Annotated in this window: 17 protein-coding genes; 7 read left to right on the top strand and 10 right to left on the bottom strand. The window is 67.7% G+C overall.

The features are described 5' to 3' along the window. The first annotated feature begins 6 nt into the window (after positions 1-6). Both MFF22_RS12470 and MFF22_RS12465 read left to right on the top strand, forming a co-directional pair. Positions 7-1,062 (top strand): hydantoinase/oxoprolinase family protein, encoded by a 1,056-nt coding sequence (locus MFF22_RS12470; protein WP_238249286.1) that lies wholly within the window; start codon positions 7-9, stop codon positions 1,060-1,062. Further along, the gene (locus tag MFF22_RS12465; protein WP_238249285.1) at positions 1,059-1,259 is read left to right on the top strand and encodes a hypothetical protein; all 201 of its coding nucleotides are present in this window, start codon (positions 1,059-1,061) and stop codon (positions 1,257-1,259) included. The genes MFF22_RS12470 and MFF22_RS12465 overlap by 4 nt, the downstream gene beginning before the upstream one ends. Positions 1,260-1,500: 241 nt before the next feature. Here the strand turns inward: MFF22_RS12465 and hpnH are convergent, their stop codons facing one another. Next, positions 1,501-2,664, bottom strand: coding sequence for an adenosyl-hopene transferase HpnH (hpnH, locus tag MFF22_RS12460; RefSeq protein ID WP_238249284.1), 1,164 nt, complete (start codon positions 2,662-2,664; stop codon positions 1,501-1,503). 535 nt (positions 2,665-3,199) lie between these two features. Between hpnH and MFF22_RS12455 the strand changes: the two genes are divergently transcribed. Next, positions 3,200-5,863 carry an MMPL family transporter gene (locus MFF22_RS12455; protein ID WP_238249283.1) on the top strand — a complete coding sequence of 888 codons (2,664 nt, stop codon included), beginning with the start codon at positions 3,200-3,202 and terminating at the stop codon, positions 5,861-5,863. A gap of 119 nt (positions 5,864-5,982) precedes the next feature. On the opposite strand, the gene hpnK is transcribed toward MFF22_RS12455, so the two are convergent. The 5 genes from hpnK to MFF22_RS12430 form a co-directional block, all read right to left on the bottom strand. Continuing rightward, positions 5,983-6,816: a hopanoid biosynthesis-associated protein HpnK gene (gene hpnK / locus MFF22_RS12450; RefSeq protein WP_238249282.1), complete on the bottom strand. Its 834-nt coding sequence runs from the start codon at positions 6,814-6,816 to the stop codon at positions 5,983-5,985. A 138-nt stretch (positions 6,817-6,954) separates the two neighbouring features. Continuing rightward, positions 6,955-8,388 carry a hopanoid biosynthesis associated radical SAM protein HpnJ gene (hpnJ, locus tag MFF22_RS12445; protein ID WP_238249281.1) on the bottom strand — a complete coding sequence of 478 codons (1,434 nt, stop codon included), beginning with the start codon at positions 8,386-8,388 and terminating at the stop codon, positions 6,955-6,957. 46 nt (positions 8,389-8,434) lie between these two features. Further along, a complete protein-coding gene (gene hpnI / locus MFF22_RS12440; protein WP_238249280.1) occupies positions 8,435-9,643 on the bottom strand; it encodes a bacteriohopanetetrol glucosamine biosynthesis glycosyltransferase HpnI in 1,209 nt (402 codons plus the stop codon). A gap of 50 nt (positions 9,644-9,693) precedes the next feature. Further along, complete coding sequence (locus tag MFF22_RS12435) at positions 9,694-10,314, bottom strand: MlaC/ttg2D family ABC transporter substrate-binding protein (protein ID WP_238249279.1); 621 nt, start codon at positions 10,312-10,314, stop codon at positions 9,694-9,696. Beyond that, positions 10,305-11,432 carry an HpnL family protein gene (locus tag MFF22_RS12430; protein ID WP_238249278.1) on the bottom strand — a complete coding sequence of 376 codons (1,128 nt, stop codon included), beginning with the start codon at positions 11,430-11,432 and terminating at the stop codon, positions 10,305-10,307. The genes MFF22_RS12435 and MFF22_RS12430 overlap by 10 nt, the downstream gene beginning before the upstream one ends. A gap of 214 nt (positions 11,433-11,646) precedes the next feature. Between MFF22_RS12430 and MFF22_RS12425 the strand changes: the two genes are divergently transcribed. Continuing rightward, positions 11,647-12,822, top strand: coding sequence for an amidinotransferase (locus tag MFF22_RS12425; RefSeq protein ID WP_238249277.1), 1,176 nt, complete (start codon positions 11,647-11,649; stop codon positions 12,820-12,822). A 322-nt stretch (positions 12,823-13,144) separates the two neighbouring features. Here MFF22_RS12425 and MFF22_RS12420 read toward each other — a convergent pair whose 3' ends face one another. Further along, the gene (locus MFF22_RS12420; RefSeq protein WP_238249276.1) at positions 13,145-14,173 is read right to left on the bottom strand and encodes an alpha/beta fold hydrolase; all 1,029 of its coding nucleotides are present in this window, start codon (positions 14,171-14,173) and stop codon (positions 13,145-13,147) included. A gap of 85 nt (positions 14,174-14,258) precedes the next feature. On the opposite strand from MFF22_RS12420, the gene MFF22_RS12415 reads away from it, so the two are divergent. Both MFF22_RS12415 and kdsA read left to right on the top strand, forming a co-directional pair. Next, entirely contained in the window at positions 14,259-14,732 is a 474-nt protein-coding gene (locus MFF22_RS12415; protein ID WP_238249275.1) for a hypothetical protein, read from the top strand. Positions 14,733-14,970: 238 nt separating this feature from the next. After that, positions 14,971-15,816, top strand: coding sequence for a 3-deoxy-8-phosphooctulonate synthase (gene kdsA / locus MFF22_RS12410; protein WP_238249274.1), 846 nt, complete (start codon positions 14,971-14,973; stop codon positions 15,814-15,816). 190 nt (positions 15,817-16,006) lie between these two features. On the opposite strand, the gene MFF22_RS12405 is transcribed toward kdsA, so the two are convergent. After that, positions 16,007-16,678, bottom strand: coding sequence for a class I SAM-dependent methyltransferase (locus tag MFF22_RS12405; RefSeq protein WP_238249273.1), 672 nt, complete (start codon positions 16,676-16,678; stop codon positions 16,007-16,009). Between the two features lie 76 nt (positions 16,679-16,754). Next, positions 16,755-17,012: a hypothetical protein gene (locus MFF22_RS12400; protein ID WP_238249272.1), complete on the bottom strand. Its 258-nt coding sequence runs from the start codon at positions 17,010-17,012 to the stop codon at positions 16,755-16,757. A gap of 303 nt (positions 17,013-17,315) precedes the next feature. On the opposite strand from MFF22_RS12400, the gene MFF22_RS12395 reads away from it, so the two are divergent. Beyond that, positions 17,316-17,633: a hypothetical protein gene (locus tag MFF22_RS12395; RefSeq protein ID WP_238249271.1), complete on the top strand. Its 318-nt coding sequence runs from the start codon at positions 17,316-17,318 to the stop codon at positions 17,631-17,633. 62 nt (positions 17,634-17,695) lie between these two features. On the opposite strand, the gene queF is transcribed toward MFF22_RS12395, so the two are convergent. Next, on the bottom strand, positions 17,696-18,148 hold the full coding sequence (gene queF / locus MFF22_RS12390; RefSeq protein ID WP_238249270.1) for a preQ(1) synthase: 453 nt from the start codon (positions 18,146-18,148) through the stop codon (positions 17,696-17,698). Positions 18,149-18,190: the final 42 nt, after the last annotated feature.

Below are 18,190 nucleotides of genomic sequence, written 5' to 3'. Positions count from 1 at the left end.
CCGCGCATGTCGATCGCAAAAACCATCGGGTGGGACCTCGGCGGGGTCCACGTCAAGGCCGCTCTGGTCCATGGGCGCCGGGTCGTGGAGGCGGTGCAGGTTCCCTGCCCCCTCTGGCAAGGCGTCTCCGCCCTCGACGGCGCCCTTCGAGCGTTGCCGGATTGGGCGAGGGAGGACGCCGTCCATGCCGTCACCATGACCGGCGAGCTGACGGACTGTTTCGCAGACCGGACAGCCGGTGTGGCCGCACTGGCGGACTGGGCGTCCGCGCGGCTTGCCGGGCCGGTGCGGATTTTCGCGGGCAGGGGCGGCTTCGTCGCCCCGGCAGACGCCGCAGGGGTCGCCGGGGACATCGCCTCAGCCAATTGGTACGCCACCGCCCTCCTCGTGGGACGCTTCGTCCCGGACGCACTCGTCGTGGATGTCGGCTCGACCACCGCCGACCTGATTCCCGTCTTGGCGGGCCGTCCGGCGGCCACGGGCTACAGCGACGCCGAGCGTCTGGAGACCGGCGAACTCGTCTATACCGGTGTCGTACGCACGCCCCTCATCGGCCTCACGGATCATGCGCCCTTCCGGGGCCGCCGCACCCGGCTGATGACCGAGACGTTCGCCCATGCCGGGGATGTCTACCGCATCCTGGGCGACCTCCCGCCAGACGCCGACCAGCAGGGGACCGGCGACCGCAAGGGCAAGTCCGTCGCCGAGAGCGAGGCGCGCCTTGCCCGTGTGGTTGGCCGCGACCGGGGGGAGGGCGACGGTACGGCCTGGGCGGCGCTGGCGGGCCACTTCGCCGAGACACAATTGCGCCTGCTGCACGACGCCGCCGCCGTGCTGCTCTCACGCCCCGACTTGCCGGCTGACGCCCCCCTCGTCACCTGCGGCGCAGGGGCCTTCCTCGGCGACAGGCTGGCCGCAAGGCTCGGCCGGCGGCGGACGGGCCTCTCCGAATTGCTCCACGCGCGATCCGGCGTCGAAGCTGCCGGTTCCGTATCGTCCTGGATCTCGACCTGTGGCCCGGCCGTGGCGGTCGGGCTCATCGCGGAGGATGTCGTCCCATGAGTGCCATCAAGATCCTTGCCCGGATTCTCGCCACGCGGGTCGGCCCGCATATCGAGCTGGCCGTCGAGGCAGAGACCGGTGAGGTGCTGAAGGTGCTCGCCACCGAAGATCAGGCGGACCGCCTCGTGGACGAGTTGGAGGATCTCCTCAACTCCCCGGGGGGACCGGAGGACGACGAGCCGCCGGAAGCCGCCTGAGCGCGGGCCGCCGGCATCGTCCTCCTGGCCGTCACCCCTCTCGTCTTTGCGAGCGCCAGCGAAGCAATCCAGGGAAGCGCCACCTTCGGGACCGGCCTGCTTCGCTGCGCTCGCAATGACGGCGGTGCGGCAGGGCGCCTTACGACTTACGCAGTCTTCGACGTGAATGACGACCGTCAGGCCCAAAGAAAAGCCGCCGCGGTTTCCCGCGGCGGTTGTGTCGTCAGCGTCTTGAATGCCCTCAGGCAGCGGTGCGCTTGCGGGCTTCCTGCTTCGTGTCGACGCCGGAGGCTTTGATCTCCGACAGCTTCTGCGCGACGTTCCGCGAGAACACGAACTCGGCCGGGCGCTGGTTCTCCAAGCTCACGTCCGGGGCCATGTCACCCTCGGTCTTGATGCCGCGGAGCATCTGGACGACCGGCTTCCACGGCTTGCGGACCGAATCGACCACCGAGGACGCCTCGTAGCCGGAATGGACCATGCAGTCGGCGCACTTTTCGTAGTTGCCGGTGCCGTAGGAATCCCAATCGGTGGTGTCCATCAGCTCCTTGAAGGTCGCCGCGTAGCCCTCACCGAGGAGGTAGCAGGGCTTCTGCCAACCGAAGACGGTGCGGGTCGGGTTGCCCCACGGGGTGCAGTGATAGGTCTGGTTGCCGGCCAGGAAGTCGAGGAACAGACCCGACTGCTGGAAGGTCCACTTCTCGCGGCCCTTCTCCTTGCCGTGCCGGAACACGCCGCGGAACAGGTCCTTCGTCGCCTTGCGGTTGAGGAAGTGCTGCTGATCGGGGGCGCGCTCGTAGGCGTAGCCGGGGGAGACGGTGATGCCGTCGATGCCCATCCGGGTCACGCTGTCGAAGAAGTCGGCGATCTTCTCCGGCTTCGAGTTGTTGAAGAACGTGCAGTTGATGGTGACGCGGAAGCCCATCTCCTTGGCCTTCGCGATCGCCGCGACTGCCTTGTCATAGACGCCGCGCTGGCAGACCGACTGGTCGTGCATGTCCTTGTCGCCATCGAGATGGATCGACCAGGTGAAGTAGGGGCTCGGCTTGTATTCCTTGATCTTCTTCTCAAGGAGCAGGGCGTTGGTGCAGACGATCGCGAACTTCTTCTGCGCGATGATGCCCTCGACGATCTGCGGAAGATCCTTGTGGAGAAGCGGCTCGCCGCCGGCGATCACCACCACCGGAGCACCACACTCGCGAACGGACTCGAGAGCCTCGTCCACGGGCAGCCGTTTATTGAGGATCTCCTCGGGATAATCGATCTTGCCGCAGCCGGCGCAGGCCAGATTGCAGCGGAACAGGGGCTCCATCATCATCACGAGCGGGTAGCGTTTGCGGCCCGTCAGGTGCTGCTTGAGAATGTAGCCGCCGATCTTCGCGACGTACCGGAGGGGGATACCCAAGTTGCGGCTCCTTAGCTTCGTCGGCCCCGGATGATCGGGGTGCTTAACGCGATAAGTTATCGATTTCCAGCAACGTAGCTTGGAACTGCTCTCAAACTACGGTGTGCAGGGATGCGGCGAACTCTTTAGTCCAGGGCTGACGCAACCGCGCCACAGGGCAGGCATGGCAGATGCCACGGGGCGAAACCCCGGACGATGGCGCGACTACCACGCGCACAATGCGACGGCATTACGGCCATTCGCCCTGGAGATGAAGGGCGGGGCCAGAAAGCGGTGCGACAACGCACCGATGTGACACGGAAGAGACGGACAGGGCCCCTCGCGTTGCAATCGACGGCCCGCGTCTTTACTGAGCCAAGCGACTGCGCCGCAAGTCGGCACCGGATGCGGGAACCTCGCACCGGCTGCGGGCTTGCTCCGCGCGTGGTCGCCTGACGACCCCGGGTCCCGACGGTCCTCCGACCGGTTCGGCCCGGAAAGCGTTACCGGAACGGGAGGATCGGCCCCCCGGACCGGACGAACTGGCAGGGTACTCGTGATCGAAGGTCTCGTCGCGTCTTCCGTCCGCTTCCGCTGGATCGTGATCGCCCTCGTCGCGGCGATGACGGTCGCGAGCCTCGGGATCGCCGCCCACTTGTTCCGGATCAACACCGATGTGGAACGGCTGATCGATCCGAAGGAGCCGTGGCGGCAGGACGAGATCGCCTTCGAGAAGGCGTTTCCGCAACGGTCCAACCTCATCGTGGCGGTGATCGACGGTCAGACGCCGGAGGAGACCGAAGAGGCCGCCTCGTCTCTCACCCGGGCCCTGTCCGAGCGCAAGAACCTCATCGAGACGGTCTACCGGCCCGACGGGGGCCCGTTCTTCCAGAAGAACGGCCTCCTGCTGATGCCCCAGGCCGAGATGGACAAGACCCTCGACCAGCTCACGCAGCAACAGGGGCTGCTCGGGCCGCTCGCCGCCGACCCATCCCTCCGCGGTATCATGCGCGTCCTGACCCTCGGCGCCCGCGGCGTGAAGTCGGGTGATGCGAAGCTGGAGGATCTCGACAAGCCGATGGCGCAGATCGACGCCACGCTTCAGAAGGTCCTCAAGGGCGAGCCGGCCAGGCTCTCCTGGCAGACGCTGCTGTCCAACGGCGAGACCCGGGTCACGGACCGGCTGAAGTTCGTGATGATCCAGCCGGTGCTGGACTTCAACGCCCTGGAGCCGGGCTATGAGGCGACGCGCATGATTCGGGAGGTCGCCAAGGACCTCAAGATCGATGCCGCGAACGGCCTGCGGATGCGCCTGACCGGCCCGGTGGCCGTCGCGGACGAAGAGTTCGCGACGCTGTCGCAGGATGCGCTGCTGAACAACAGCATTATCGTCGGAGCGATCGTCCTGTTCCTGTGGCTGGCGCTCCGCTCCGGCCCGCTGGTGATCGGGGTGATCATCACGACCTTCGCCGGCCTGATCGTAACGGCGGCTCTGGGCCTGCTGCTGGTCGGCGAGTTGAACCCGATCTCGGTGGCCTTCGCCGCCCTGTTCGTGGGCCTCGGCATCGATTTCGGCATCCAGTTCTCCGTGCGTTACCGGGCCGACCGCTACGAGCAGCCGACCCTGCAGGGTGCAATTCGCGCCGCCGCCCGTGGCGTGGGCTGGTCGCTCACCCTGGCGGCGGTATCCCTGCTGGCCGGGTTCTTCGCCTTCCTGCCGACGGCCTTCCGCGGCGTGTCCGAACTCGGCCTGATCGCCGGCGTCGGCATGATCGTGGCCTACCTGTTCTCGCTGACGTTGCTGCCGGCGCTGATCGCCGTGTTCCGGCCAAAAGGCGAGAAGGCCGCCGTCGAGACCCGCTGGCTCGTGGGCGTCGATCCGTGGATCATCCGCAACCGCAAGCCGATCCTCATCGCGGTCGGGCTGGTGACCCTCGCCGGCACGCCGCTGCTGTGGTCCCTGCCGTTCGATTCGAACCCGATGCACCTGCGCAGCCCGAAGGTGGAATCGATCGCGACCTACCTCGACCTCATCAAGAATCCCGAGACGAGCCCGAACGTCATCGACGTGTTGGCCCCGGACGTCGCCGCCATCCCCGCGCTGACGAAGAAGCTCGCCGCCCTTCCGGCGACCGATTCCATCACCAGCATCGACACTTTCGTGCCGCCGGACCAGGACAAGAAGCTGGCGCAGGTCGCCGATACGGCGCAGCTCCTCGATCCGGTGTTGAACCCGGCGCGGAAGCCGCCGCCGCCCACCGATGCGGACAACGTCAAAGCGTTGAAGGACGCCGCCGCCGCCCTCAAGACCACGGCCGACGAGGCGAAGGCCGATACGCCGGGGGCAGGAACGGCCAAGCAACTGTCCGGCACCCTCAATACTCTTGCCGACGGCCCCGTGCAGAAGCGTGAGGCGGCGTCCGTCGCGTTGACCAAGGATCTCGGCCCGCTGCTCTCGGGCCTGCGGGACCTTCTCCACCCGGAGAAGATCACCCTGGAGAATCTCCCGCCGCAGTTGAAGGCCGACTGGGTCGCCGCCGACGGCCGGGCGCGGGTCGAGGTGCACCCCAAGGGCAACTCGAACGACGACAAGGTCCTGCGCAACTTCGCCGACGAAGTCCTTAAGGTCGCTCCGCACGCGACGGGCGCCCCCGTCTCCACGACCCAATCGACCTATACGATCCTGGGCGCCTTCGTGCAGGCCGCCGTGACCGCCCTGGTGCTGATCTTCGTGATCCTCTCGGTGGCGCTGCGGAAGCCCTGGGACGTGGCGATGACGCTGGGTCCGCTGGTGATCGCCACCCTCTGGACGCTGATGGCGATGCGGGTGATCGGCATGCCGCTCAACTTCGCCAACATCATCGCGCTGCCACTGATGCTGGCGGTGGGTGTGGCCTTCCACATCTACTACGTCATCGCGTGGCGGGCGGGGGTGACCGACATGCTGGCCTCGAGCCTGACCCGGGCGATCTTCTTCTCGGCGATGACCACGGGCAGCGCCTTTGGCTCACTCGTCCTGTCGAGCCACCCGGGCACGGCGAGCATGGGCGAGTTGCTGGCCCTGTCCCTGTTCTTCACCCTGCTCGCGGCGTTCTTCGTGGTGCCCGCGACGCTGGGCGAGCCGCCGGCCCAGCCGGATCGGGACCGCCCTGAAGGCGAGGCCGCCAACAAGAGCCCGATCCTCGGCCAGCGCCGGTCCGAGCCGGTGCCGGTGAAGTAGCCGGCGCGGCCCGACGCGCATCCGCCATCGCGAGCGCAGCGAAGCAATCCAGGGTGGCGAGACGTTTCCGGACGTCGCGCCGCTGGATTGCTTCGCCTTCGCTCGCAATGACGAGGGGCTCAGGAAAAGTCTGAAAACCCGCCCCTCGCGATACCCTTGGCCGCAGCGAGGGAAGCCGGCGCGATCAGCGCATCGCGCTCCTGGGCGTAGAGGTAACCCGCCGCCTCGCAGGGGAAGCCGCACCCGGTTGCCGGATGGGTGTACATTTCTGTCAGGCCATCGGGGAGATGTGCCAGGAGCCCCGCCACCCGCGGCGGCGTCATGGCGCCGGACCATGCCAGGCCGAGGGTGCGATCGGGGATCAGCAGCCCCGCCTGACGGGCGCGCACGGCCAGCAAGGCGGCCCAAGGGGCAATATCGAGGGCGGCGCGGGGACGAGCACCAGGCTCAGCCCTGCGGAGGATCTCGCGGGGCTCCCGGGGCACCCTGAGGGCGCGCATACCGTAGCGCCGGCCAATGGCCAGCACCGCGCCCGCGATCAGCGGGTGGACGTGGAAATGCTTGTGGGCGTTGACGTGGTCCAGGGGCAGTCCGGTGGCCCGAAAGGCTTCGAACTGCGCGGCGATCTCGGCAGCGAGTTGCCGGCGGGCCGCGGGTCGGCGGGCCAGATCGAGGCCAAGGCGTGCCATGTCCGCGCGCAGCAGGCCATCCGGCTCGGCGAGGTCGGGCAGTTCGGCGGCCGGCAGGGTCGGCCACGCCTCGACGAGGACGAGGTGCAGCCCGACCCTCAGGGACGGCAGGCGCCGGGCCCGCGCTACGGCATCGGCCGCGCCGGGCGCCGAGACCATCAGGCTCGCGGCGGTGAGAATGCCGTCCCGGTGGGCCTGCTCGACGGCTTCGTTGACCTCGGTGCTGAGCCCGAAATCATCCGCGGTGACGACCAGACGCTTCACGGAAACCTCGTCAGGGGTGTCGAGAGGGCGAGCCCTCTCGCGGGTCCAGGGTAGGGCCCTGGAAAGAATGCGGGGCGCCGCCCCGCATACCCCGCCGGGGCCTGAGGCCCCGGACCCCCGGTCGTTATGCGGCCTTCATTACGCAGCCTTGGCGGTGCCCTGACGCTCCTTGAGGAAGCGATAGAACTCCACGCCCTCGCGCAGGCGGCGCTTCATCATGTCGGGCGAGCGCACCATCTCACTGACGATGGAGGCGATCTTCGGCGCACGGAAGTAGAACTTCTTGTAGAACTCTTCCACCGACGTGAAGATCTCGGTGTGCGACAGGTGGGGGTAATGCAGGGGCGCGACCTGCACGCCGTTCTCGTCCACCAGTTCGGCGTTCTCGACATCGAGCCAGCCGTTCTCCACCGCCTGCTTGTACAGGAAGGTGCCAGGGTACGGCGCTGCCAGGGAGACCTGGATCGTGTGCGGGTTAATCCGCTTGGCGAAGGCGATCGTCTCCTGGATCGTCTCCTTCGTCTCGCCCGGCAGGCCGAGGATGAAGGTGCCGTGGATAGCGATGCCGAGTTCGTGGCAATCCTTGGTGAACTTCTCCGCCACCTCGACGCGCATGCCCTTCTTGATGTTGTGAAGGATCTGCTGGTTGCCGGACTCGTAGCCGACCAGCAGCAGGCGCAGGCCGTTCTCCTTGAGGACCTTCAGGGTCTCGCGGGGCACGTTCGCCTTGGCATTGCACGACCACGTCACACCGAGCTTGCCGAGCTCGCGGGCGATCTCCTCGGCGCGCGGCAGGTTATCGGTGAAGGTGTCGTCGTCGAAGAAGAACTCCTTGGTCTGGGGGAACTCCTTCAGGCAGTACTTGATCTCCTCGATCACGTGGGCGACCGAGCGGGTGCGGTAGGTGTGGCCGCCGACCGTCTGCGGCCACAGGCAGAAGGTGCAGCGGCTCTTGCAGCCCCGGCCGGAGTAGAACGAGATGTAGGGGTGCTTCAGGTACCCGATGAAGTACTTCTCCATCTCCAGGTCGCGCTTGTAGACGCTGGTGACGAAGGGCAGCTGGTCCATGTCCGTCATGATCTCGCGGTCCTCATTATGGACCACGGTGCCGTCGGGCTTGCGGTAGGACAGGCCCTTGATCTCCGCCATCGGCACGCCGTCGGCGACGTCCTTGACGGTGAAGTCGAACTCGTTGCGGGCGCAGAAGTCGACCGCTGGGGCCTGGGCCATGGCGCCGGCGGCGTCGACCGCCACCTTGGCGCCGATCAGGCCGGCGATGAGCTTCGGGTTGGCGGCCTTGAGCGCCTCGATGGTCTTCACGTCCGACTTGAAGGACGGGACCGAGGTGTGCAGCACCACGAGGTCGAAATCGTTGGCCTGGGCCACGATCTCATCAAGCTTGATGTTGTGCGGCGGGGCGTCGATCAGCTTCGAGTTCGGCACCAGTGCAGCCGGCTGGGCCAGCCAGGTCGGGTACCAGAACGACTTGATCTCGCGCTTGGCCTGATAACGGGAGCCGGCGCCCCCGTCGAACCCGTCGAAGGTGGGGGCCTGGAGGAAAAGCGTGCGCATGGGGTTCAAGGCCTCGATGCTGGGCGGAAGGTCGGGTTCGGGCGGATCAGGCGGTCGGCGCCCCGGCGTCTCGGCCGAGGTCCGCGTCGGGGATCAGCGTACCGTCCGCAACCACGTGATAATCATGACCTTTCCATGTCACCGACCCCGAGAGGAAGGCGAAGGAGAAGTTCATGAAGGAGAGGATGTCGCGAATCGGCAACAGCCAGTAGGCGTGCGGCGGCAGGCCGAAGGCCCGCTCCACCTGCCGGCACAGGACGATCCGGCAGGCCAGCGCGCTCGCCGCCACGGCGAGGGCGATCGTGCCTGCACCAGGCAGGATGGCGGCGATGAGCGCGAGCGGGAAGGCATGCGTCACCACGGAGCCCGCATAGCCCGCCGGATCGACGGTGCGGATCGTGCGGTTCCAGCGCAGCTCGTGGCGCCATAGGCCCGGTAGCTCGGTATCGACGCAGGTGTGGCCGATGGTGAAGCTCGGGATGACGACACGCCCACCGAGGCTGCGCAGGGCCGCACCGATGGCGTAATCGTCCGCGAGGTCGTTGCGGAAGCGGCGGAAGCCGCCGACGGCCTCCAGGTTCTCCCGGGTGAACGCCACGGTCGATCCGAAGCACGGCCTGGCGAGCCCGAGGCTCAAGCCCATCACCACGTTCGGCAGGAACTGGACGTCGATGGCCAGCGCCGAGAGCTGGCCCATCGCCCCCTGGAAGGCCGGGACGCCGTGATAGAGGCAGGTCACCCCGGAGACGCCCGGCCGGGCGAGTTCGGAGACGATCCGGTCGAGATAGTCCGGCGCGACTACCATGTCGCTGTCGGCCAGCACGATCATCGGATGGGCGATCTTCTCGGCCATGTTGATGAGGTTCGAGACCTTGCGGTTCGAGCCGTGCTGGCGGGCGTCGATCACGAGGTCGATCCGCGCCTGCGGATAGGCGTCGCACAGGGCCCGCACGACGCCGATGGCGGGATCCCCCGCATTCTGGACGCCGAACACCACCTGCACTTCGCCGGCATAGTCCTGGCGCAGCACGGTCTCGAGGTTCTCGTAGAGGTTCGGCTCCAGCCCGCAGAGGGGCTTCAGCACCGTCACCGCCGGGCGCTCCTGGCCGGGCGGGAACCCGGGAGACCGGCGGGCGCCGTAGCGGGTGACGAAGACAGCGGCGGCGAGCCCGTAGAGGCAGCCGGCTCCTGCGACGACGAGGCAGAGCGGCGAGAGCCAGAGCAGCGCCTGCGACGCCAGGGTGGTCAGATCCATCCGTCGGGTCCGTGAGGTGTCGGGCCGCCGGCTGCGGCGTGAAGGGCGGCTTACTGCGCGGGCTTCGCGGCAGGCTTGGCGGCGAGCATGCCGTCGGCACGCTCGTTGAGGAACTTGACGACCCCATCCGCGCCGCCGCTCGCGAGGGGCTTCGCCAGCATGGTCCGCTGGGAAGCGATCTCGCTCACGTCGCCGTTGAGGAGCACGTCCTGCACCCTATCGTTCGCATTCACCACGAAGTCGACGGCCGAATCGTCGCCGTCCTTGGCAGTGACCTTGGTGGGCACCACCCGTTGCGCGCCGCGCATCTCGACCTTCGGCATGACGTCGAACTTGCCGCCGGCCGCCTGGCTCAGGCGGTTGGCATAGGTCACCGTCAGGCTGCGCTTGAAGGCCTTGGTCACCGCCTGCTGCTGCTCGGGCGTGAAACCGGACCATTTCGAGCCGACGGCGATCCGGGCCATGGCCGGGAAGTCGAACGCCTTGTCGATGGCCGGGGTCACGGCCTCGACCCGGGCGGGGAGGGGGCCGGCACCGTCCTTCACGGCGGCGGAAAACGACGCGTAAAGGTCGCGCACGGTCTGGATCGCGGCCTCGTCCCCCGCCAGGGCGGGGGCGGCGAGGAGCGGCGCCAGGACGAGGGCGGCGGCGAAGCGGCGGATCAGGCGCACCGTTTCAGGTCCTTCTCGTCGAGCCGGGACGCCATTCGCGGCGGAGCGTAGCTATAGAAGGGACCGAGGGTGGCCGCCTGGGGGGCCGCCTTCGGTCGCCGAACGGACCGGTCCGCATGGTCGGCCTCCACTTCCGCCTCGGCCTCGTCCTCCTCGCCCTTGGCGCGCAGGGAGGCCTCGATCCGGTGCCAGGCCAGAAGGCTCGGCAGGCCGACGCCGAGATCGGCGAAGCGCTTCACCAGGGACAGGGCCAGGGCCGCCTCGGCGGGGATGGAGAACAGGCCGCACAGGGCGATCAGGCCGCCCTCCTGGGCACCGAGCGCACCCGGCACGGCGAAGGCGGCTCCGCGCACGGCTTGGGCGAGACTCTCGATCACCAGTGCCTGCGTGAAGTCCACCGGGTAACCCATGAAGTGCAGGCAGAGATAGACTTCGAAAGTCCCAACGATCCACCCGCCGAAGTGGACGACGATGGCCGCGCCCACCCGTCCCGGCGCACCGTAGAGACGGCGCAGGCCGTCGTAGAGTTGATCGACGGCCCCGAGCGCCCGCCACTCGCGGCCTGAGGCGAAGCGGGTGAGGAGGGCCTGGATCACCCGGTGACCGGCCCGGCGCTGCACGAGGTAGAAGGCGGCCAGGGCTGGGATGGCCACGGCGACCCCGCCGGCGACCGTGCGGGCCACCGGGCCGTCGCCGTCGAGCCAGATCAGCAGGCCGAGGCCGAGCACGGTGAACAGCAATTGCGTCACGGCCTGCGTCATCAGGTCCACGAACATGCTGGCCCCGGCCATGGAGCCGCTCACGCCTCGCTTGGCGAGCAGGCGGGCGCCGACGAAGTCGCCGCCCACGGTCGCCACGGGCAGTAGCGTGTTGATGCCCTCACGCACGAAGCGCAGGGAGATGCAGTCGCGCAGGCGGGGCAGGGGAGCCTTCGGGAAGACGACGTACCAGCCGAGCCCGGCCCAAGCCACGGCGACGACCCGAGCCAGCAGGACAAGGAGCGCGCCCCATCCGGCGCTCACCACCGCGGCCGACACGTCCTCGATCCCCGAGGACGCGAATAGGCCCACGACGGTGCAAAGACCGGCAATCGAGGCCAGTGTCGTGAGACGCTTCATCTTCGTCTTTCAAGCTCGCAAGTGGCTTGATGCGGGAAATCGGTCACGGTCGCGGCGGAAATAGGTCCAAGCGGCCCCGACAAGCTATTCCGTCACGTTGCAGCACGGATGAGCCGTGTCTATCACCCGTTTGCTACACCGAGGGGCAAAGCGGCGGACGGGCTAGGTGTCCCGGACATGAGACCGCGAAACGTCGCAGAAGGGGCACACGTCAATGGAGCGCGAATCACCGATCACGGCCGCCGAGGCCGTGGACGAGGGCGCACGAGTCGAGGGCTATTCCTCCTCGCGCGAACCGGCGGCGCCTTCGCCGAACTCGCCGGTCATGGCGTGGAACGAATGGGATCCCCTGGAGGAGGTGATCGTCGGCTCGCTCGACGGCGCGACGATCCCGACCCACCATCTCACGGTGATCTTCAATCTGCCGCGGGCCGCGCAGCCGTTCTATCGGCTCGCCTCCGGCTGGAAGTATCCCAAGTTCATGAAGAAGCTCGCGCAGGCCGAGCTCGACAACTTCATCACGATCCTCGCGGGCGAGGGCGTGAAGGTACGCCGGCCGGATACGGTCGACTTCTCCCGCAAGTTCAAGGCGCCGCGCTGGTCCTCCCGGGGCTTCTGCGTGGCCTGCCCCCGGGACCCGTACCTCGTGATCGGCGACGAGATCATCGAGAGCCCGATGTGCTGGCGCTCCCGCTACTTTGAGGGTGACGCCTATCGTTCGCTGTTTAAGGACTATTTCCGCAATGGCGCCCGCTGGACCTCGGCCCCGCGTCCGCAACTGACCGACGATCTCTACAATTACGATTACCGGGTGCCGAACCTGAAGGCCGGCGAGCCGATGCAATTTACGGTCAACGAGTTCGAGCCGGTCTTCGATGCGGCCGACTTCGTGCGCTGTGGCCGGGACATCTTCGTCACCCGCTCGAACGTCACGAACCTGATGGGTATCGAGTGGCTGCGCCGCCATCTCGGCCCCGGCTTCCGCATCCACGAGATCGAGAGCCGCTGCCCGCAGCCCATGCACATCGACTCGTCGTTCATGCCGCTCGCGCCGGGCAAGGTGCTGGTGAATCCGGACTACGTGGACGTCGAGAAGCTCCCCGCCGTGCTCAAGAAGTGGGACGTGCTCATCGCCCCGCGCCCCGACCCGGTGGAGGGTTTCATGAGCAAGATCTCGATGTGCTCGCCCTGGACCTCCATCAACGTTCTGGCGATCACCGAGAAGAAAATCGTCGTCGATCAGAGCCAGCCGACACTCATCAAGGCGCTCAAGGACTGGGGCTTCGACCCGATCCCAGCGCCGTTCCTGAGCTATGGCCCGTTCGGCGGGTCGTTCCATTGCGCCACGCTGGATGTGCGCCGCCGCGGGACACTGCAGTCGTACTTCTAGGTCCACCCTCGAACGAGTCGGGGCAGCCACCGTCCTCCAAATTGTCCCCTCATCCTGAGGTGCCGCCGCGCTGCGACGGCCTCGAAGGACGGCTCCAGCCAGCCGCGCGATCCCTGGAGGGCTCCTTCGAGGCCCGCCGGAGGCGGGTACCTCAGGATGAGGTGGAGGGTGTGGGCCCCTCGACCTGTTCGACCTGCGTTCTAGCGACCGCTCTCCCCCCCACTGCGGGGGGAGGGCGCCGCGCCAATCCCGTCACAGTAAGTGGAGCGAAGCAATCCAGGGCAGCGGGATGCCTTCGACGATGCCGCTGCCGTGGGTCACTTCACTTCGTTCGCGATGACGGCGGGGTCTCCAAGCCCTCGATCAGCGCTTTGTTGAATGCCTCCGGCTCCGACATCTGCGGTGCGTGACCCGAGTCGGGGAACTCGATGAGCTTCGCGCCGGGGATCGCCTTCGCCGCCGCCTTACCGAGTTCGGGATAGTGGCCGAGCGTTGCCCGCACCTCCGGCGGCGCGAGGTCCTTGCCGATGGCGGTGTTGTCCTTCTGGCCGATGAAGAGAAGCGTCGGCACCGCGATCTGCGGGAAGCGGTAGACCACCGGCTCGGTGACGATCATGTCGTAGAGCAGGGCCGAGTCCCAGGCGACCGCCTCCTTGCCCGGCCCAGAATTGAGGCCCGCCAGCATCCCGACCCACGGTTCGTAGCGCGGCTCCCATCGGCCCGCGTAGTAGGTCGCCGTCTCGTAGGTGCGGATCGACTCGGCGGTGGTCTTCAGCTCCCGCTCGTACCAGCGGTCGATGGAGATGGGCGGGAGGCCCTTGGCGCTCCAGTCCTCCAGCCCGACGGGGTTGACCATCACGAGCTGCGCGACCTCTTTCGGGTAGAGCAGGGCGTAATGGGCCGCGAGCATGCCGCCGGTCGAATGACCCACGATGACCGGCCGCTCGATGCCGAGCTTGCCGAGGAGGGCATGGGTGTTTTCGGCCAATTGCCGGAAGGTGAACTGGTACGCGGAGGGCTTGCTCGACTTGCAGAAGCCGATCTGGTCCGGCGCGACGACCCGGTAGCCCGCACCGGTGAGGGCCCGGATCTGGCTGTCCCAGGTGGCCGCGCAGAAATTCTTGCCATGGAGCAGCACCACGGTGCGCCCATTGGGTTGCTCCGGCTTCACGTCGAGATAGGCCATCTGCAACGGCTGACGCTGGGAGGTGAAGGTGAAGCGCTCCACCGGGAACGGATAGGCGAAGCCTTCGAGTTCGGGTCCGTAGGCGGGGAGGGGATCGGCCCGGCCGGGCGACGTCGCACCGAGGGCGACGGAGAGGAAGGCCGGGGCGAGGGCGAAACGATGCATGGGGTCCCGTGGGGAGAAGGGGGAGGCTTCCTGCGCCAGGTGCGACCGCCCTATTGTAGGGTGTGAACAGGACCGGATGCCCTCGATGCCACATTTTTCCGTCGCCGCCGGCTGTCTCGCGGGGGGGCTGATGCTCGCGGGACCGGCGCAGGCCGCCGATTCCTGCGATGCCCTCACCGCGAAGGTCATCCGCATGACCGGCGCCTCCCTCGCGGGGCGGACGGGGGCCTACGCGGTCTTCCGGGCGCAGGATGCCGAACGGATGAGCCTCGATTGCCGGGCGCCCGCCCGGATCACCCTTGCCTCCCTCGACCGGGAACCGGGCCGGGCCTACTTCGACCTCGTCGGACTCGCGGCCCGGGCGCTGACCGGCACCGACGCGGAGCAGGCCACGGTCCTGGCCCTGAACCTCCATCAGGACAGCCTCCTCGCCGACGCACCCCGCCGGGGCGGCACCGGCCGGACGTTGATGCTCTGCGAGACCGGCCCACGGTCGGACGCCCTGGCGGGGGACCTCACCGTCTGCCGGATCGCGTCGGCCAGTGGGCGCAAGGGCTGACGGGCATCGCGCACCGTCCTCACACGCCCCGCCATCGCACCCTCGCCGTCTTAGCGAGCACAGCGAAGCAACCCGGGACAGCGGGCCGTCTCAGAAGGTGGCGCACCCCTGGATTGCTTCACTGCGCTCGCAATGACGGTGGGTGCGGGCGATGGGAGTGTGGCGTGGCGTGGCGCGTCCGCCCGCGCCGGTCCCATCCCATATTCCTATTTCGCCCGACGCGGGCTAGACCCGGCCCATGTCGAACGCCTCTTCCGGCACCGTCGTGCGCGCCCGCGACGCCGCCTTCGCCAACCATCTCCCCCTGGCGCTGATCGCGGGGCCCTGCCAGCTCGAAGGGCGGCAGCATGGCCTCGAGATCGCGGCCGCCCTCAAGGAGCTAACGGCCCGGCTCGGGATCGGGCTCGTCTTCAAGGCTTCCTACGACAAGGCCAACCGCACGTCGGGCGGCGCGGCTAGGGGCATGGGTATGGCTGGCGCCCTGCCGGTCTTCGCCGAGATCCGCGAGACCCTGGGCCTGCCTGTGCTGACCGACGTCCACGACGGGGCGCAATGCGCGCCGGTCGCCGAGGCGGTGGATATTCTCCAGATCCCCGCCTTCCTCTGTCGGCAGACCGACCTGCTCCTCGCCGCCGCGGCGACGGGCCGTGTCATCAACGTGAAGAAGGGACAGTTCCTCGCTCCCTGGGACATGAAGCACGTCGCCGCCAAGATCACGGGTGCCGGAAACCCCAACGTGATCGTCACCGAACGCGGTGCATCGTTCGGCTACAACACCCTCGTCTCGGACATGCGCAGCCTGCCGATCATGGCCGAGGTGACGGGGGGCGCCCCCGTGGTCTTCGACGCGACGCATTCCGTGCAGCAGCCCGGTGGCCAGGGCGCCAGCTCCGGAGGCCAACGCGAATACGTGGCGGTCCTCGCCCGCGCGGCGGTGGCTGTGGGCGTGGCGGGTGTGTTCATCGAGACTCATCCCGACCCGGACCGCGCGCCTTCGGACGGGCCGAACATGGTCGCACTGAAGGACATGCCTGCCCTCCTCGAGGAACTGATCGCCTTCGACCGTCTCGCGAAGGCGCGCTAGCACGCTAGAGCGGATTCGGAAGTCATTGGATCGCGTGCTTTCCGTCATTGCGAGCGGAGCGAAGCAATCCGGTGCAGCGGGACAACTCAGACCTAAGCGGATCCTTGGGTTGCTTCGCTCCGCTCGCAATGACCGTGGAGATGATGTGATCCAAGTGTACCGGAAAATGCACTAAGGGCGTGTGACGGCCTCAGCCCGTCGGGATCAACACATGGATCCGCAGGGGCTGGACGAGGGCGAACCGCCCGTCCTCCCCCCGCTCGGCGGCCTGGGCGAAGGCGGCCTCCACGATATCCCGGCGGTCCCGGATCGCATCGGCCCGGGCGGGATCGACGGCGGTGACGCGGGCGAAGAACGCTTCCCTGTCGGAAAAGCTCTCGCGCCGGTCGAGGATCAGGTCCCGCTCGCAGGCGAAGCGCTTCTCCGCGAGGGCAGCGGCGATGGCATCCTGCGCCGCGGCACGGATCGTCGTCTCGTCCTCGATGGGCCGCAGGGCATCGAAGAACGTGCCCGAGGCCAGCGGCTCGACCACCACGAGACGGCAGCCGGTCCGGAGCACCCGCGCCGCCTCAGCCAGGGCCTGGCGAGGGTCGGGAACGTGATGGAGTGAGTTCAGCATCACCGCCCCATCGACACTGTGATCGGGAAAGGGCAGCGCTTCGGCCGAGGCAGCTTCGAACCTCGCGGAGGGCGCGAGGCTGCGGGCCCGGGCGAGGGCATCCTCTCCGGGATCGATGCCGGTCACCGAGGCCCCGGCTTCGGTCAGGCTTTTCGTGAGCCCTCCAGATCCGCATCCGATATCGATCAGCGCCTTCCTGGTGAGGGGCGCGAAGGTGTCGCGGATCAGGGAGAGGGCGTCCATCGAATGGGGCTCCGGCGGCGTCCGATCCCGGCGCCGGTTCTCCTATGCCCGCGTTCGCGCCGGAGCGCATCCCGCTTCACGGAGACGCGCATTTCCGCGTGGGCGGCGCGACGGCACAATTGAGGACGCATTGCTGCCGCTCGGAGCAGAACCACGACAGGCTGCCACTCTTGAGGCACTCGCCGCCGCAGTGGCGGTAGGGGCCGCCATAGAGGGGTCGAACGTAGACGGCATCCGTCACCGTCTGGGGCACGGTGGGGGATGCGCGGAGAGGCTGGGCTGCGGCTGGAATGGCCGCGAGGGTGAGGACGAGGAAGAGAGATGCGGACCGCATGGCCGGGATCGCGAGGCGTTGACCCCATCAAATGGCCGTTTACTTGGAACCGTCGATTAAATTGCGTTTCAGTATCGCCCCTCGGCGTGCATGTGCCCGCAAGTTCCTACTGGCAACGACGGGGTTCCACCGAGTACGCAGCTCGCGTGTGCGAATGCGCACGCTGGATTGGTGAATGGCCATTGTGATGAACGCGCGTTCATCAGCCTGGAAAGGCAAATGACGCGATGTGAATCCTTTGGAACCGTCAGGGCGAGCCCACGTTATAGGTCCATGATCGATCTGAGATTGAGAAAGGATACCATGCGCAAGTTCGCTATCATTGCCGCCGCCGCCACGATGGCCGTTGGCAGCATCGCCGCCACGACCGGCGCTGAGGCTCGTCCCTACGGCTTCCACGGTGGATACGGTGGCTATGGCCATCACGGCTACTACGGTGGCCGTCGCGGGATCGGCACGGGTGCCGCTGTCGGCCTTGGCATCGCTGGCCTCGCCGCTGGCGCGATCGCTGCCGGCGCTGCCCGTGACGCCTATGGTTATGGCGCCCCGGCCTACGGCTATGGCTACGCTGCCCCGGCCTACGGCTACGGCGCCCCGGGCTACTACGGCTACGGCTACTAAGGTCTAGTCATTCCATTGAGGGCGGTCGGCGCAAGCCGGCCGCCCTTTCTTGTGCCGGTTGCTCATCGACCGCGATAGGGCGCCACGCCGGTGTCGGGCAGCCAGACGGTCGTCGGCGGCGTGCCCGTCTGCCAGAACACATCGATCGGGATGCCGCCGCGCGGATACCAATATCCGCCGATCCGCAGGTAGCGGGGCTCCAGAAGCCCCGCGAGCCGCTTGCCGATGGCGACGGTGCAGTCCTCATGGAAAGCCCCGTGATTGCGGAACGAGCCGAGATACAGCTTTAGCGACTTCGATTCGACGAGCCACTGGTTCGGCACGTAGTCGATCACCAAGATGGCGAAGTCGGGCTGCCCCGTCACCGGGCAGATCGACGTGAATTCCGGCGCCGTGAAGCGGGCGACGTAATCCGTGTCGGCATGGGGATTGGGAACCCGGTCGAGGCGGGCCTCCTCGGGGGAGGAGGGGAGAGGGGTCGCCTGCCCCAGGAGGAGATCGGATGAGCTGGTCATCGCGCTTCTATAGCGCGAGCCCGGCGCAGCCGCACCCGCGCG

This window comes from Methylobacterium persicinum, from assembly GCF_022179525.1.
Taxonomy (GTDB): Bacteria; Pseudomonadota; Alphaproteobacteria; order Rhizobiales; family Beijerinckiaceae; genus Methylobacterium; species Methylobacterium persicinum.
This window is presented reverse-complemented; position numbering and strand designations above follow the sequence as displayed.

Coding starts and splice junctions, on each gene's coding strand:
- MFF22_RS12470 (WP_238249286.1), top strand. CDS start 7: ATGTCGATCGCAAAAACCATCGGGTGGGACCTCGGCGGGGTCCACGTC.
- MFF22_RS12465 (WP_238249285.1), top strand. CDS start 1,059: ATGAGTGCCATCAAGATCCTTGCCCGGATTCTCGCCACGCGGGTCGGC.
- hpnJ (WP_238249281.1), bottom strand. CDS start 8,388: ATGCGCACGCTTTTCCTCCAGGCCCCCACCTTCGACGGGTTCGACGGG.
- hpnI (WP_238249280.1), bottom strand. CDS start 9,643: ATGGATCTGACCACCCTGGCGTCGCAGGCGCTGCTCTGGCTCTCGCCG.
- MFF22_RS12430 (WP_238249278.1), bottom strand. CDS start 11,432: ATGAAGCGTCTCACGACACTGGCCTCGATTGCCGGTCTTTGCACCGTC.
- MFF22_RS12425 (WP_238249277.1), top strand. CDS start 11,647: ATGGAGCGCGAATCACCGATCACGGCCGCCGAGGCCGTGGACGAGGGC.
- MFF22_RS12420 (WP_238249276.1), bottom strand. CDS start 14,173: ATGCATCGTTTCGCCCTCGCCCCGGCCTTCCTCTCCGTCGCCCTCGGT.
- MFF22_RS12415 (WP_238249275.1), top strand. CDS start 14,259: ATGCCACATTTTTCCGTCGCCGCCGGCTGTCTCGCGGGGGGGCTGATG.
- kdsA (WP_238249274.1), top strand. CDS start 14,971: ATGTCGAACGCCTCTTCCGGCACCGTCGTGCGCGCCCGCGACGCCGCC.
- MFF22_RS12405 (WP_238249273.1), bottom strand. CDS start 16,678: ATGGACGCCCTCTCCCTGATCCGCGACACCTTCGCGCCCCTCACCAGG.
- MFF22_RS12400 (WP_238249272.1), bottom strand. CDS start 17,012: ATGCGGTCCGCATCTCTCTTCCTCGTCCTCACCCTCGCGGCCATTCCA.
- MFF22_RS12395 (WP_238249271.1), top strand. CDS start 17,316: ATGCGCAAGTTCGCTATCATTGCCGCCGCCGCCACGATGGCCGTTGGC.
- queF (WP_238249270.1), bottom strand. CDS start 18,148: ATGACCAGCTCATCCGATCTCCTCCTGGGGCAGGCGACCCCTCTCCCC.